The sequence below is a fragment of the Ruminococcus flavefaciens genome (assembly GCF_900143025.1).
Lineage (GTDB): Bacteria > Bacillota > Clostridia > Oscillospirales > Ruminococcaceae > Ruminococcus > Ruminococcus flavefaciens_I.
Genome location: NZ_FRCT01000024.1, coordinates 898 through 14,486 on the forward strand (window position 1 = coordinate 898; position 13,589 = coordinate 14,486).

At 43.9% G+C, this 13,589-nt stretch carries 11 protein-coding genes; 9 read left to right on the forward strand and 2 right to left on the reverse strand.

The annotated features are described in order from the left end of the window. Positions 1–597: dockerin type I domain-containing protein (locus BUB28_RS17190; RefSeq protein ID WP_242940016.1), on the forward strand; the 597-nt coding region annotated here is incomplete at its 5' end. 45 nt (positions 598–642) lie between these two features. Here the strand turns inward: BUB28_RS17190 and abc-f are convergent. Together abc-f and BUB28_RS15840 are read right to left on the reverse strand one after the other, a co-directional pair. Beyond that, on the reverse strand, positions 643–2,169 hold the full coding sequence (gene abc-f, locus BUB28_RS15835) for a ribosomal protection-like ABC-F family protein (RefSeq protein WP_072952484.1): 1,527 nt from the start codon (positions 2,167–2,169) through the stop codon (positions 643–645). Positions 2,170–2,517: 348 nt separating this feature from the next. Next, a complete protein-coding gene (locus BUB28_RS15840; protein WP_072952485.1) occupies positions 2,518–5,016 on the reverse strand; it encodes a glycoside hydrolase family 3 protein in 2,499 nt (832 codons plus the stop codon). A gap of 220 nt (positions 5,017–5,236) precedes the next feature. On the opposite strand from BUB28_RS15840, the gene BUB28_RS15845 reads away from it, so the two are divergent. The 8 genes from BUB28_RS15845 (at position 5,237) to BUB28_RS15880 (ending at position 13,560) form a co-directional block, all read left to right on the forward strand. Beyond that, positions 5,237–6,742, forward strand: a complete 1,506-nt coding sequence (locus BUB28_RS15845; RefSeq protein WP_072952486.1) for a serpin family protein — start codon at positions 5,237–5,239, stop codon at positions 6,740–6,742. A gap of 283 nt (positions 6,743–7,025) precedes the next feature. Further along, a complete protein-coding gene (locus tag BUB28_RS15850) occupies positions 7,026–7,487 on the forward strand; it encodes an RNA polymerase sigma factor (RefSeq protein WP_072952487.1) in 462 nt (153 codons plus the stop codon). Then, positions 7,484–8,689, forward strand: coding sequence for a hypothetical protein (locus BUB28_RS15855; protein WP_072952488.1), 1,206 nt, complete (start codon positions 7,484–7,486; stop codon positions 8,687–8,689). The genes BUB28_RS15850 and BUB28_RS15855 overlap by 4 nt, the downstream gene beginning before the upstream one ends. A 174-nt stretch (positions 8,690–8,863) precedes the next feature. Next, on the forward strand, positions 8,864–10,312 hold the full coding sequence (locus BUB28_RS15860) for a dockerin type I domain-containing protein (RefSeq protein ID WP_072952489.1): 1,449 nt from the start codon (positions 8,864–8,866) through the stop codon (positions 10,310–10,312). A gap of 14 nt (positions 10,313–10,326) precedes the next feature. Further along, the gene (locus BUB28_RS15865) at positions 10,327–11,283 is read left to right on the forward strand and encodes a hypothetical protein (protein WP_072952490.1); all 957 of its coding nucleotides are present in this window, start codon (positions 10,327–10,329) and stop codon (positions 11,281–11,283) included. Positions 11,284–11,292: 9 nt separating this feature from the next. Then, entirely contained in the window at positions 11,293–12,339 is a 1,047-nt protein-coding gene (locus BUB28_RS15870; protein ID WP_072952491.1) for an acyltransferase, read from the forward strand. A 66-nt stretch (positions 12,340–12,405) separates the two neighbouring features. Further along, a complete protein-coding gene (locus BUB28_RS15875) occupies positions 12,406–13,146 on the forward strand; it encodes a GNAT family N-acetyltransferase (RefSeq protein WP_072952492.1) in 741 nt (246 codons plus the stop codon). Between the two features lie 72 nt (positions 13,147–13,218). Beyond that, on the forward strand, positions 13,219–13,560 hold the full coding sequence (locus BUB28_RS15880) for a hypothetical protein (protein ID WP_072952493.1): 342 nt from the start codon (positions 13,219–13,221) through the stop codon (positions 13,558–13,560). Positions 13,561–13,589 lie beyond the last annotated feature (29 nt).

A 13,589-nucleotide genomic window follows, 5' to 3' on the forward strand; every position in this document is an offset into this window, starting at 1 on the left:
ACCTCAAAGACCACAACTACTACAAGCAAGACTACTACATCTACTACAACCCCAAAGACTACAACTACTACAAGCAAGACCACTACATCTACTACCACAACAACAGAATCTGCAACGACTTTAACTTCAACATCGACCACTTCGGAAATTTCCGAAACTACAACTGAAACCACAACTTCCACAACCTCTGAAACTACAGAAACAACTACAACTACTACATCAACATCATCAACCACTTCCGAAACAACAACCACAACATCTACCTCAACATCTACCTCAACAACAAGCACATCGACTACAACAAGCAGCACAACTACAACTCAGTCCCCTGCTGACGAGCCCGATATTGATTTAGGTGATGCATCAGGTGACGGAAAGATCGATGCTGTTGACGCAAGCATTATCCTTATGATATATGCAAAGAATTCAACATCACAGTCAGTACCTCTAACCGAAAAACAGAAGGAAGCATACGACGTAAATGCAGACGGCAAGATAGATGCACTTGATGCGTCCTATATTCTCTGCTATTATGTATATATTTCTGTGACCAAAGGCGATCTGATGTCGTTGAAGGAATTCGTACAAGGCAAATAATATCAAAAAAAGAACCGCAGGACTCCAATGTTCCTGCGGTCTTTTTTATAGCTCTATGGTCCGTGTGGCTATTTTCTCACGAAATCTCATATCATGCTCTACAAAAAGCATAGTCGGCTGATATTCAAGCAGCAGCTGTTCAAGCTGTATCCTTGAGAAAATATCAATATAATTCAGCGGCTCGTCCCAGATATAAATATGTGCAGGTGTAAGCAGACTTGCAGCAATAAGGACTTTCTTTTTCTGCCCTTCGGAATACTCCGAAATATCCTTTGACAGCTGCACACGGTCCAGATCAAGATTGCGCAGTATTGTGCTGAACATACTCCTGTCAAGACCGCGCTCCTCACAAAATTCCTCTATTTTCCCGCAAAGTCCCACGGTATTCTGATCTATATAAGATATCACAAGTCCCGAAGCGATATCGCAAGTTCCCTTTTCTGTTACATTGCCCATAATACCGTTATATCCTGCTTTTCTCAGTATAGTCTTGATAAGCGTTGATTTTCCGCAGCCATTGCTGCCATGCAGGGCGATACGCTCTCCGCTTTCCACATTAAAGCTTATGCCGTCAAGCACAGCCTTTTCCGAATCATCATATCTCAGACTGTAGTCAGCAAAGCTTATAAGATTTTTCTTGTAATGAGCAAGCTTTTCCAGCTTCAGCTGCTTCGTTCTTTCGATATCGCTGAGGAGTCCCTCCTTTTCCTCTATCTGACGGTCAATGCGCTTTTCTATGTTTTTGACTCTGCTCTGCATTTTCTTAGTTTTAGCACCTATGAACGAGCGCGTGGAGATACAGCGGTCATTTTCCTTTATCGGGTCAAAGCCTATCTTAGTACGCTCATTCTTATCAGCCCACTCAGATGTCTTACGTGCAGCCTGTCTCAGCTTGCGTATCTCCTTTTTATGTTTTTCATTTTCCGCAAGTGCAAAGCTGTCCTTACGCTGCTTGTTCTCCCACCATACCGAGAAATTGCCGCTCTGCACCTCTATGCTTTTACGGTTGAGCACAAGTACATGGTCGATACAGGCATCAAGGAGGTCGCGGTCATGGGATACAAGGATAAAGCCTTTCTTGCCCGAAAGATACTCCTTTACCTTTTCGCGGGCTTCAAAGTCCAGGTGATTTGTCGGTTCGTCTATGAGCAGGAACTCATTCTCACCAGAAAAAAGCACCGCAAGCAGCACCTTTGTCTGCTCGCCGAGACTGAGAGTACAAAAGCTTCTGTAGAGTATATCCGCAGTTTCACCAAGCTTTTCAAGCTCGCATATAACACGCCATTCCTCACATTCGTTCCTGAGTTCGTATATCAGTTCACAGCCCTGCATATTTCTTTGACTTTCCGATATGGGATACGGAAAATACTCAAACCTTACAGAAGCATCTATAGTGCCGCGGTACTGATATTTTCCAAGCAAAAGCTTTAAAAACGTAGTTTTTCCCTTTCCGTTCCTGCCTATGAAGCCAAGCTTCCAGTTGGTATCCAGCGAAAAAGAAACATTCTCGAATATATTATCATAACTTCCTTCGTAATAAAATGTAAGATCGTTTACTCTTATCTGTGACATAAAAATTCCTCCTTCCACGGTCCTGTACATAAAAAAACAGAACCATTTGCTGCCAAACAGTTCCATTACATACCTATAACCTCAGAGCAGGAGGATAAACGCCCAATACGCCTGTATTGAGACATATATACGCAAAAAAGAGGTTATGAGAACATAATCCACTTTTGGCAACATGACAAGACAGAACGGCAAAGTCCACACTGTCAAATTAATTATTCATGTGTTCAAAAGCAGATTATCTTTTCATCCTGACACCTCTCCTGTGATTTTTTTCCATTATACCATATCAGATCAATAATGTCAAGACAAAAAAATGCAGTATCTACAGATACTGCATTTCTAATGGCATTATTCAAACATTGCTTCAAATTTCTCGGGAGTAAACTTCTTACCGTCGCGTGTAGCATAGCTTATAAAACAAAGAAGATCGTCATCGAGTTTTCTTACATAGAGATAATCGTCCTCAACTCCTTCAAGATTAAACATCTCTCTTGTATACTCCTCGCCGCAAAGCTTGATCTTTGCTCTTTCCTTGTATTCCGTTTTCATATCTTTAGCACGTTCTCTATAGATCTCAAGCAGCTCCTCTTCGGGAGATTTTGAGGAATTCGGGAAAGCATTCTTGATATTTACAAACCTGACTACCACGTTTTCATTTTTATCATCTGTAAAGCGGCAGTCCCATGCAGTTGCATTTTCAAACGCCTTGTTTCTATCATCACTGAAAAGACCTGTTACACTTGCCTTTAAGCTCTTTAAAGCAGTCTCAGACTGAGGCGGCAAATTCTCGGGGACCTTTATCTTCAGTTTTGCATATTCATTTGTATATACGCCGTCCTTGAATTCGCCCTTTGTATACTTAGTGCCTGTCATCGGGTCTTCCTCAGCCTCATCAGAAGCATCAGCTGACGCACCCTCACGCACAGGCTCAGGCACAGGCTCGAAATCCTCGCCGTATGTAAGTCCGTAGCCCTTTTCAAGCCAGCACTTGTCAGTACCTATCTGGTCTACCGACTCATACCATGGTGAAGGGAGCTTACCCTTGAAATCAGCACAGCCGCAGAGAACATCCGAAACGCCCTTGCCCTCAGAGCCCGGAAGATAGCACATTACCACGCTGTCAGAGCTGTCATAATCAGCCTTGTCGAGTATCACCTGTCTGCCTGCAACGATACAGGTAACAGTTGGCTTGCCAAGCTTCTTTGCTTCATCAAAAGCCTGTCGGTTCTTATCAAGTCCCAACTTGCCGCAGAGCTTCATATCCTCGGTATCTCCGTTCCACTCGGAATAGACCTGCTCGCCCACAACGTTCACAACAACGTCTGCATTCTGAGCTTCATCGGGATTTGTGATAACAGTTATACCGTATGACTCTGCATAGGTCTTGAACGCTTCAAGTATGGTGGTAGCACCCTGTATATTTTTTGTAAAGCTCTCAGCCCAGTCAAGAGTCCAGCCGCCGCACTGTACGCTTGCGTCATCGGAAGCAGGACCTATGATATATACGGAAGAACCGCTCTTTATCGGAAGAACATTATTGTCATTTTTCAGCAGTACAAGACTTTCCTCCACCAGTTTTTCGGCTAACTGCCTGTACTCCACCGAGCCTACGTCCTTCTGCTTCGTAGTTGATCTTTCAAACAGCGGGTCATCAAAGTAACCGTTGTCCTTCTTGACCTTTATGATACGTGTAACGGCATCGTTCACACGCTCCTCTGTTATCTTTCCGTTCTTTACAGCATCAATGATGATCTCTTTCGCCTCATCAAATCTGTTAGGCTCCATGAGCATATCAATACCTGCATTTACAGCAGCGATCACCTGCTCCTCGTAGCTCTTGTCAGGGATATTCTGTATAGACTCCCAGTCGCTGACGATAAAGCCCTCAAAGCCCATTTCTTCCTTGAGCATCATTATGTACTTCTTATTCTCATGCATCTTTACGCCGTTAAGAGAAGCATGGCTTATCATAATAGTCTGTGTGCCTGCATCTATCATATCCTGATATACTTTGAGCAGCTTTTCTATCTCCTCATCGGAAAGTGTAGCCTCTCCGCGGTCGATAAGTCTGTCTACGAACTGCTGTCCGTTCATCGAGTCCTCACCTGTACCGTAAGCAGCACTGCCCTCAGCGAAGAAGTGCTTAGCGCAGGTAATTCCGCCGCCGTCGATGTAGCCCTTTATATATGAAGAACCAAGCTTTGAAACGATATCAAGATCAGAACTGTAACACTCGTATGTTCGTCCCCAGCGAGGATCTACCGACGGTGTCACCACAGGGAAGAAATTCCACGGGATATGGCATATCCTTGCTTCGTCCGCAACAGCCTGTCCCATTTCGTAAACGAGCTCCTCGTCATTGGCAGCACCAAGACCGATATTATGCGGGAATATTACAGAATCAAGGCAATAGTTCACACCGTGGGCATGATCGCTTCCGTACATAAAAGGTATTCCTGCTCCTGATTTTATCGCACCGTTCTGAAATTCATTCGTGACCTCCTGCCACTCCTTTGAAGTGAATTCCATGCCGCTGAGCTCACCGAGGATACTGCCGTAATCCTCAGCCTCCATTGTTTTCTCAGGATTGTCCAAAACAGCGTATATAGCAGGCTGTACCATCTGAGCCGCCTTCTGTTCAAGAGTAAGCTGAGCTGTTATCTCCTCGGGAGTCATTGAAGCATACTTCTGATATTTAAACTGCTCCTCATTTACGTTATCTGTAGTATCAGCAGCAGTTGTAGTTGTTTCGTTTTCCACTGTATCTGTTTTTTTCTTTTTGTCTGCACAAGCCGCTAAAGATGTTATCATAGCAAGCGACAGCAATAGTGAAACGATCTTTTTCATAGCTTATCTCCTTTTATAAATAATATAAAATATTTTCTGTCTGAAAGTTAAATATGTGCATATTATACCACACAATAATTAAAGTGTCAACATCTAAACCGTGTACGATCGTTTACAATTTGTTTACATTTACAGCCGCACATCTCCCCTGTTTTTCCGTTAATGTATATGAAAACAATGCAAAGCGAAAAGCTGAGCTAAAAAATGAGGAGGTTTATTTATGAAATTCAGAAGAATTATTTCAGCAGTTATGGCTGCTTGTATCGCACTCCCAACAGCTATGGCAGGAGCTGTCAGCGCACTTGAAGAACCCGTACTCGGTGATGTAAACGCTGATACTTATTTTAATCTTTCAGACATTGTAATGTATCAACGCTGGCTCAGCGGCAAGGGCGAGCTCGTCGATACAAGCGGTGCCGATGTAAACGGCGACGGCGAACTGGACATCTTCGACCTCAGTACAATGAGAAAAATGCTCATTGAAGGCATAAACAGCGCTCCCGTACCAAGCTATGCACCAAATTCACGCAATCTATGCGCAGGAATAAATAATTCTGGTATTGAAGGCAAGAAGGCTGACAAAAAATTCATTGAAAGCCAGATGAAGTTCACCGTTGATCTGCTCAAGGCTACAACAGAAGAGGGTAAAAACAGCATGATATCGCCTTATTCTGTAATGCAGGCACTTGCTATGACCGCAAACGGTGCAAACGGCAAGACACTGGAGGAAATGGAGCAAGTCCTCGGAAACGGTATGTCAATAGAGGAGCTTGACCGTTACCTGCTCACCCAGCGTCTGAATTCTGTAAACAAAGAAAAATCAAAGTATAATAACTGGTCGATGAACACCGCAAACTCCATATGGGCAATAGACGATAAATCGCGTATCCAGGCACGCCCCGAGTTTATCCAGAAATGCGTTGACTACTATAACAGCGATTATTACATCGCTCCCTTCGACCAGACCACACTTGACGATGTAAACGGCTGGGTAAACGAAAAGACCAATAAGATGATACCAAAGATACTTAACAAGATCTCCGAGTATGATGTCATGTACCTTGTAAATGCTGTAGCATTTGAGGCTCAATGGGCTAAACAATACGAAAGTTACCAGATAAAGGACAGCAAATTCAACGCTGCAAACGGCGAAAAGCAGGACGCAAAGATGCTGTGCAGCGATGAGCTCTATCTCTGTGACGAAAATACCACAGGTATGCTGAAGTCATACAGCGGCGGAAAATATGCCTTTGCTGCTCTTCTCCCCGAGGAAGGCACTTCCGTTGAAAAGTACGTAGCAGACCTTACTCCCGAAAAGCTTACCAATATTCTCAACAGCTATAAGGGAATATATGAAAGAGCAGATGTCGAGCTGCCTAAATTCAAATGCGAATACGGCGCTGATATCTCCGACCAGCTTGTAGCTATGGGTATGCCCACAGCATTCGATAAAAACCCTGATTTGAAAGCCGATTTCACCAATTTGTCTGCAATAGCCGACATACACCCTATCTCAATAGGCTATGTTATCCACAAGACCTTCATAGACCTTGATGAAAACGGCACGAAGGCTGCTGCCGCAACACTTGTGGCTATGCAGGACAACGGAGCTTTCTTCCTAATGGATAAAAAGGAAGTTATCCTTGACAGACCATTTGTTTACTGTATCATAGATACAGAAACTTCTATCCCTGTATTCATCGGAGTACTAAATTCACTTTCATAAGCTGTGACTGCACTTTGCAGCTTAAAATATGACATATCCTGTAAGGGGGATAATCAGACGGGGGAACTTTATTATAAGCTCCCCCTTTTTTCGAGCCGGACAGTATCATATCGTTAACCGGTGTTAACATTTATTATATATCCGCATATGCGGACAAAATAATTGCGCAATAGCCATTGCGAATTATGCATTATAAAAAAATTCTTCTCCTTGGTTGCTTTATTCATTATTATGTGATATAATATAATGATGTATACTATAAAACTATAGAGGAGGTGTCTCTTTGGCATTTGATATAGATGAACAATACGACAAGATATACCGCTACTGCTACCTGAAAACGAAACATAAAGAGACCGCTGAGGATATTACTCAGGAGACCTTCCTCCGTTACCTCGAACACCCTCAGTACAGCAATATTGACAAAACATTGCAGCTTCTCTACACTATCGCAGGCAACCTTTGCAGAGATGAATTCAGAAAGCAGAAAACCGATGAGCTGACAGATACAGAGGCTTCCTCGGACAATGTTGAAGAGAACGTACTCTCTGATCTGGAGCTGAAAACAGCTCTGACAAAGCTTTCGGAAGACGACAGGGAATTGATACTTCTCAGATATATAAATGAAGTACCTGTAAATGTAATGGCAAAGCTGTATAATATCTCGCGTTTTGCTCTTAACCGACGGATAAACCGTGTCCTCGGTCAGCTGCACGAGTATATGGGAAAGGAGGAGCTTATATGACAGATAAAGAAAAGGAAAAACTGCTTAATGCCTTTGAAATTCCTGATCCCGACAGAAAGAAACAATTTGCATACGAATTCAGGAAGCGCACACCCGAAAAGGTAAGAAAGCCTTTATTTCCTATTATAATAAAGACTGTAGCTTCCGCCGCCATGCTTGCTCTGGTGATAGGTGCAATAACCCGTCTGCCAAAGCACGAGCCTGATATGTACCGCAATACTGATTCAGTTGCTGTAACCACAGATATCACTTCTTCTTCAGTTTCCTCTCAGACTACCGAAGAAAATTCCGCAGCTGTAACCACCACAGCCGACAAAAAAGGCGTAAAAAAGACTACATCTGTCACCCAAACAGTATCCACCAATGCTGCAAAGACAGACGAGAAAAAAACTGTAACAACAGAAGCTGAAAATAATAACGAGAACAATGAACCCGATCAGCCTGAGCGCACAACAAGGGCTCATACCACAAAGCCTCATACATCAAGGACCACAGCTTCACACGATATCCCCCACCACACCTCTACATCAACAAAGCCCGCTCCTCAGCAGCTGACAACAGTTACCACAGACACTCCCGGCATATCAGGCGCTAAAGAAGAAAACGGCGACAATGATATGACAGTTGAGCTGGATGTAACATATAATATCCGAAGCGAGATACTTACCGTAAAGGATCTTGTACCCGGCAGCGATAACGGTGTCGGTGACGGAAATGACGGTATCTCACCCGTCGGCGCACCTGTTGAACAGATGATAAAACAGCTGTACAACGATTCCTACGATGTTATACTTGCAAAAGTTGACAAAATAGTGTATACTTCTATAGACGGAGAACCTTATACCGCCGAAAACCTTACGGTTGACGAGGTATTCAAGGGCAGTCTTAATAACAATGACAAAATAACACTTTTCGTCAGCGGCGGTTATATGTCCGCTGAGGATTATATAAGACATCATAAATTCATATTTCTTCCCGATGCAGAAAGCTATTCTATCTTCGATGACGGCGGCTGCAGAGGAAAAGAGTACGTGGGAGATACTTACCTGTTCTTCATCAAAGAAACTGAAAGTTCCGAATTTCCAAGCGGCTCCTACGAGCTTGTGACCCCAGGCGATACGGCTATTTTCAGACAGTCAGGAGACAGCTATGTATCTATGCATGACGACTGGCTTTCATTGGATATTTCATCACTATACTAACCTTTTATGCACGACACAGTCGCCGATAACGGCGAAATACCGTTTCTTTATGCAACATAAACAATCATTTCGGAGAATTGAAAAAAACTTTTTTCAGATTTTTTGTCACATTTCCGAAACACTGTACGTTATGTTAATATAGAACGCAAAACACCCCATGAAAGGAAGATACTTATGAATAACAAAAAGCTGTTGAGCTTTGTTCTCTCAGCTGCTATGGCAGCTACATCAATATTCCCTGCAACCGTATATGCAGCTGTCAGCGGTGACATCAACGGAGACGGTGCAATTACTTCTGCCGATCTCGATATTTTACAGGGATATGTGCTTGGTAAGCACGACATAACACAGGAACAGTTCAAGGTCGCTGACATCAATGCCGATCAGGTAGTTGACGTATACGATGTTACTGCTCTCAGAAAGAAGATACTTGCTACCGACAGGACTCTCAGCTTCAAATCTGTTACCGACAGAATGAACGACGGTATAACAGACGCTCTCAAAAAGCTCGACCTTCAGGCAGGAGGCACTGTTGTAAAATCAACAGCTGAGCTCAAAACAGCTCTCTCCCTTTATTTCTCAGAGACAGTAGTAAATAACTACTTAAAGAAATATGACGACAATTTCTTCAAGGAGTCTGTTCTCCTTGTAAAGCCTGCTTACTTTGATCCTGCAAAGTTCACAAAAAACGGCACATTAACAAAGATAAGCTGCGGCTGTGACAATTCCTACGCAGGTCTTTACACAACAGGTCCTACTGTTGATCAGGGTCTCAATATCAGAAAGGAACACACCGCCGGCTCCGCTGCACTGGGACTTATTCCTCCCGGAGCAAAGTTCAACATAACCTATGCTAACGGAACCAAAGACGGAAACTTTGGTCATGTTACATACAATGGCGTATCAGGCTATGTAAATATGGGTTACGTTACAAAGCTTTCAAGTACAGCGCCTACATATGTAGCTGTACCTGACATAAAGGTAGATTCGGTAAAATACTCAAAGGGTACAGTTACAGTATCTGCTACCGAATATAACGCAAGCTCAAATGTAAGCTTTGCAGCCGCCGTACTCGCACAGGCTGTAGTACCTAAGAAGGATTACTACGCTTCAAAGGCACAGTGGACAGTTACAACAACATCTACAACCACAACCACCACTACAACAACCACCTGCGCTTACCCTCTTGCAAAGGCAAGAATGGATCAGAAGAACATCAAGACTCTTAAAGAAGCATTTGTAGACTGCTCATCTTCCGACACTGTTACATACGTTGAATGGGAAAAGGACGCAAGCAAGATATCACTTACAAAGGCTGCCGACTATGGCTTCAACACCAGAAACGGTAAGCCGGAAGCCAAGGCTCAAGGTAACTGCTATGTGCTTGCTGCTATGTTCTGCGAAATGGCAAGACTTCTCGGATATGACGCACATCTTATAAACGGACGTTGTCCTCTGCGTGCAGGCGGCTATGGCCCTCACGGCTGGGTCGAGATAATCGAAAACGGCACAGCTTATGTATACGACCCTGATTATACGCTGGAGTCAAAGGGCGATAACGGCTTCAGACTTACCTATGGACATACTGTATGGCCGATACAGAAGATAAGTGAGATAAAGTAAAAGGAGATAATATTATGAGAAAACCATTAGCAATACTTGCATTTGTTTCTGCACTTGCTCTTGTAGGCTGCGGAAGTGTCGCACAGTCGGCAAATGTTTCACAGACAACTACCTCGGTAACAACTACTGCCGAGCCAACTACAGAAGCAACAACAGAAGCCGAGGAATTAAAGCTCATCGGCAAGAAGGCATCAGGCTCTGATGTTTTCACTCTTGACCTTGAAAACAAAACAGGCAAGGATATCGTAAGCATTACTATCAAGGCTGAAACAGAAGAAAAGTACCCTGAGAATATGCTTGAAGAAAAGGATACCTTTGCAAAGGATGAAAAGCGCAAGCTCTACTATGTTCCCAAAAAGGTAAGCGATGTAGTATACGGCGAGTCTGACAAGATAGCTAATCTCCAGTATTCTGTAAAGCTTGTATTCGCAGATAAGACAGAAGCAATTCTTCACCAGTTCCCGTTTGATGACCTTGATCTTGCTGAGATCCACCTTGAGGACGGCGTAGCCTTCATCAAGTACACATCAAAGCTCACAAAGGAAAAGGTTGATACTAAGGGTGCAGAGGAAATGTCTGAAATACTCCCTGACTCTACAGAGCCTATCCACGAGATAGATCCTGATGCAAATAATCATATAGACGCAACATACGATCCCGAACCAAGTTACACTCCTGCTCCTACACAGGCTGCTGAAGTAAAAACTCCAGATACAGGCTGCGGCAGCAACTTTGCAACAAATCCTACACCTGACCAGGGCTGTGGCAGCGGCTTCGCAACTAATCCCGATCAGGGCTGCGGCAGCGGCTTCGCAACCAATCCCGACCAGGGCTGCGGCAGCGGCTTTGCAACCAATCCCGACCAGGGCTGCGGCAGCGGTTTTGCAACCAATCCCGACCAGGGCTGCGGCAGCGGTTTCGTAACTAACCCTGATGAAGGCTGCGGCAGCGGTTTCGTAACAAATAACTGAAACTAATATATGAATAACAGAATATTATATCTGAGCCGACTTAAAGCTTTAGCCTGCATAGCAGTAACCGTACTTCATACCTTCCTTGCTGCGAATATGTACTCCCGTGATCTGAGTACACAGGGAGCTATGATGGCTGTAAGAAACTGCATGATGTGGGCTGTACCATGTTTCGTAATGGCTTCGGGAGCACTTCTCCTCGACACCAAGCGCGTACTGACGCTGAAAAAGCTTTTCGGCAAATACATCCTGAGAATGGCTGTGGCACTGATAGTTTTTTCGGTGCTGTTCGCAGTATTCGACGGTATACTTATCACGCCGAAGAACGCAGGCGGAATATTCTCAGACTCGCTGAACGCCATTTTCTTCGGAACAGGCTGGATGCATATGTGGTACATATATTTACTGTTCGCGCTGTATCTCCTGCTGCCTGTATATAAGATAATAAGCGAAAATGCTACAGCAGGACAGCTTAGATATATGCTGCTGATATATACCGTATTTGCTTGCTTTCTACCCTTTATAGAAACAATTGCGGGCAAAAAGCTGCCGTTCTACATTTGTATTTACACGGTCTATCCGCTGTATTTCTTCTTAGGACACGCACTTCATACGGGCATAATAAAGCTGCCGAAAAAAGCAAGCGGACTTATGCTTGTAATATGCCTCGGCATAATCTCAATGCTCACTGTCCATGCTTACAGCAATTCAGCAAACGAACCCGAAACAAGCGGCAAGATGATCTCACTTCTGGGAGTTTACTCCTTCCCGCTTTATGTAGTGGCTTCTGTGGGTACATTCGGTTTCTTGCGAAAGACTAAAAACCAGCCCGTACCTGTACTTGACAAGATAGCCATAGAGCTTGACAACTGCTCTTTCGGCATATATCTGCTGCATATGGCAGTACTCAGATATATATTCTTATACATGAAGTTCAATCCCTTTGAACACGGCGGTACGATAACAATAATAGGCATATGCCTGCTTACGCTCGTTATCTCTTACGTAATAACGAAGCTTCTGAAATTCGTACCGTATGTAAACAAACTCATATGACACAAGGCTCCCGTTTTCGGGAGCTTTTTACTGCAATATACTATATTTTTCAACTGAGGTGATACCATGAAGAAAATACCTGCTTCAGAATACAGCCGCTTTATCAATACAGCACAGCATATTCCCTTTTGCAAGGTCTATCCTCTGTCCGTAGCGGAAGGCACACAGAGCGGCTGCATATACGCAAATGAAAGCGAAAGCCTTATACTCATACGCCACAGGGGCAACTTTACGTTCATGTCGGGAACTCCAAATGAAGCGGAGCTCCGCGAGATACACGAGCTCATTCTGTCCGAGAAGCTTAAATTTCTGTGTCAGGACAATTCACTCGCCGAAAAGCTTATGCAGTACGGCGATGTGGAGCTTGTCCCCCGCGATGTCTACAGTTACCCCCATGACAAAGCCCCTGTTATAAATATCCCCGACGGCTATACTATGCGCAGGATAGATGAGGAACTTTTCAACAAGCTCACAGGAATAGTGATACCCTCCTATTACTGGAAGGACTACGATGAATACCGCAGGAACGGCATAGGTATCTGCATAATGCACGGCAGTGAGCCTGCTTCATGGGCATTTTCAGCCGCTTCAAGCAGCAGCGAATGTGATATCGGCATAGAAACTGCCGAAGCATACCGCAAGCACGGTCTCGCTCTTGCAGCCGCAGCAGCTGTAATAAAAGAGATACTCCCCGAAAAGCGTCCTGCATGGACCTGTCAGCGCACAAATCTCGGTTCAGCCCGAACAGCCGAAAAGCTGGGCTTCGTAAAGTGCTCCGACTGCATACTGATACGCAAACCTTTATAAGCTCCCATTGGGAGCTTTTTTGTAACCTCTCGCCTGCTCCGCACATATACTGATGTGAAAGGAGTGGTGATAATGGAAACGCCAGAGATCATCGCCATTATTGTTGTCGCAGTAATTGCCGCAGCAGAACTCGTATGCCTGTTTATCTTCTCAAAGCTGAAAAACAAAATCTATCCTCTGTGCTGCACAGTACCTTTATATGCGGAGGATAAAGAGCTTTCCGAACGTCTTGACTATCTTTCCATTCTAATTGAGGACGGAAGTCTTATTGCAGAAACTATACTGTTCATAGACTATAGCGCAAGTACCGAACAGCTCAAGCTATGCAGTGAATTCTGTCAGCGGTATCATTCTGCCGAGCTGATTATCCCTGCTGAAATAGAAGAAAAGCTAAAAAAAATTTGCTTTTTATGAGCTTCTGTGTTATAATATAAGATGTATTT

What these genes read in the sequence shown, in the direction of transcription:
- BUB28_RS15875 (WP_072952492.1), top strand. Translation starts at nt 12,406, where the DNA reads ATGAAGAAAATACCTGCTTCAGAATACAGCCGCTTTATCAATACAGCA.
- BUB28_RS15855 (WP_072952488.1), top strand. Translation starts at nt 7,484, where the DNA reads ATGACAGATAAAGAAAAGGAAAAACTGCTTAATGCCTTTGAAATTCCT.
- BUB28_RS15860 (WP_072952489.1), top strand. Translation starts at nt 8,864, where the DNA reads ATGAATAACAAAAAGCTGTTGAGCTTTGTTCTCTCAGCTGCTATGGCA.
- BUB28_RS15840 (WP_072952485.1), bottom strand. Translation starts at nt 5,016, where the DNA reads ATGAAAAAGATCGTTTCACTATTGCTGTCGCTTGCTATGATAACATCT.
- BUB28_RS15870 (WP_072952491.1), top strand. Translation starts at nt 11,293, where the DNA reads ATGAATAACAGAATATTATATCTGAGCCGACTTAAAGCTTTAGCCTGC.
- BUB28_RS15865 (WP_072952490.1), top strand. Translation starts at nt 10,327, where the DNA reads ATGAGAAAACCATTAGCAATACTTGCATTTGTTTCTGCACTTGCTCTT.
- BUB28_RS15845 (WP_072952486.1), top strand. Translation starts at nt 5,237, where the DNA reads ATGAAATTCAGAAGAATTATTTCAGCAGTTATGGCTGCTTGTATCGCA.
- BUB28_RS15880 (WP_072952493.1), top strand. Translation starts at nt 13,219, where the DNA reads ATGGAAACGCCAGAGATCATCGCCATTATTGTTGTCGCAGTAATTGCC.
- abc-f (WP_072952484.1), bottom strand. Translation starts at nt 2,169, where the DNA reads ATGTCACAGATAAGAGTAAACGATCTTACATTTTATTACGAAGGAAGT.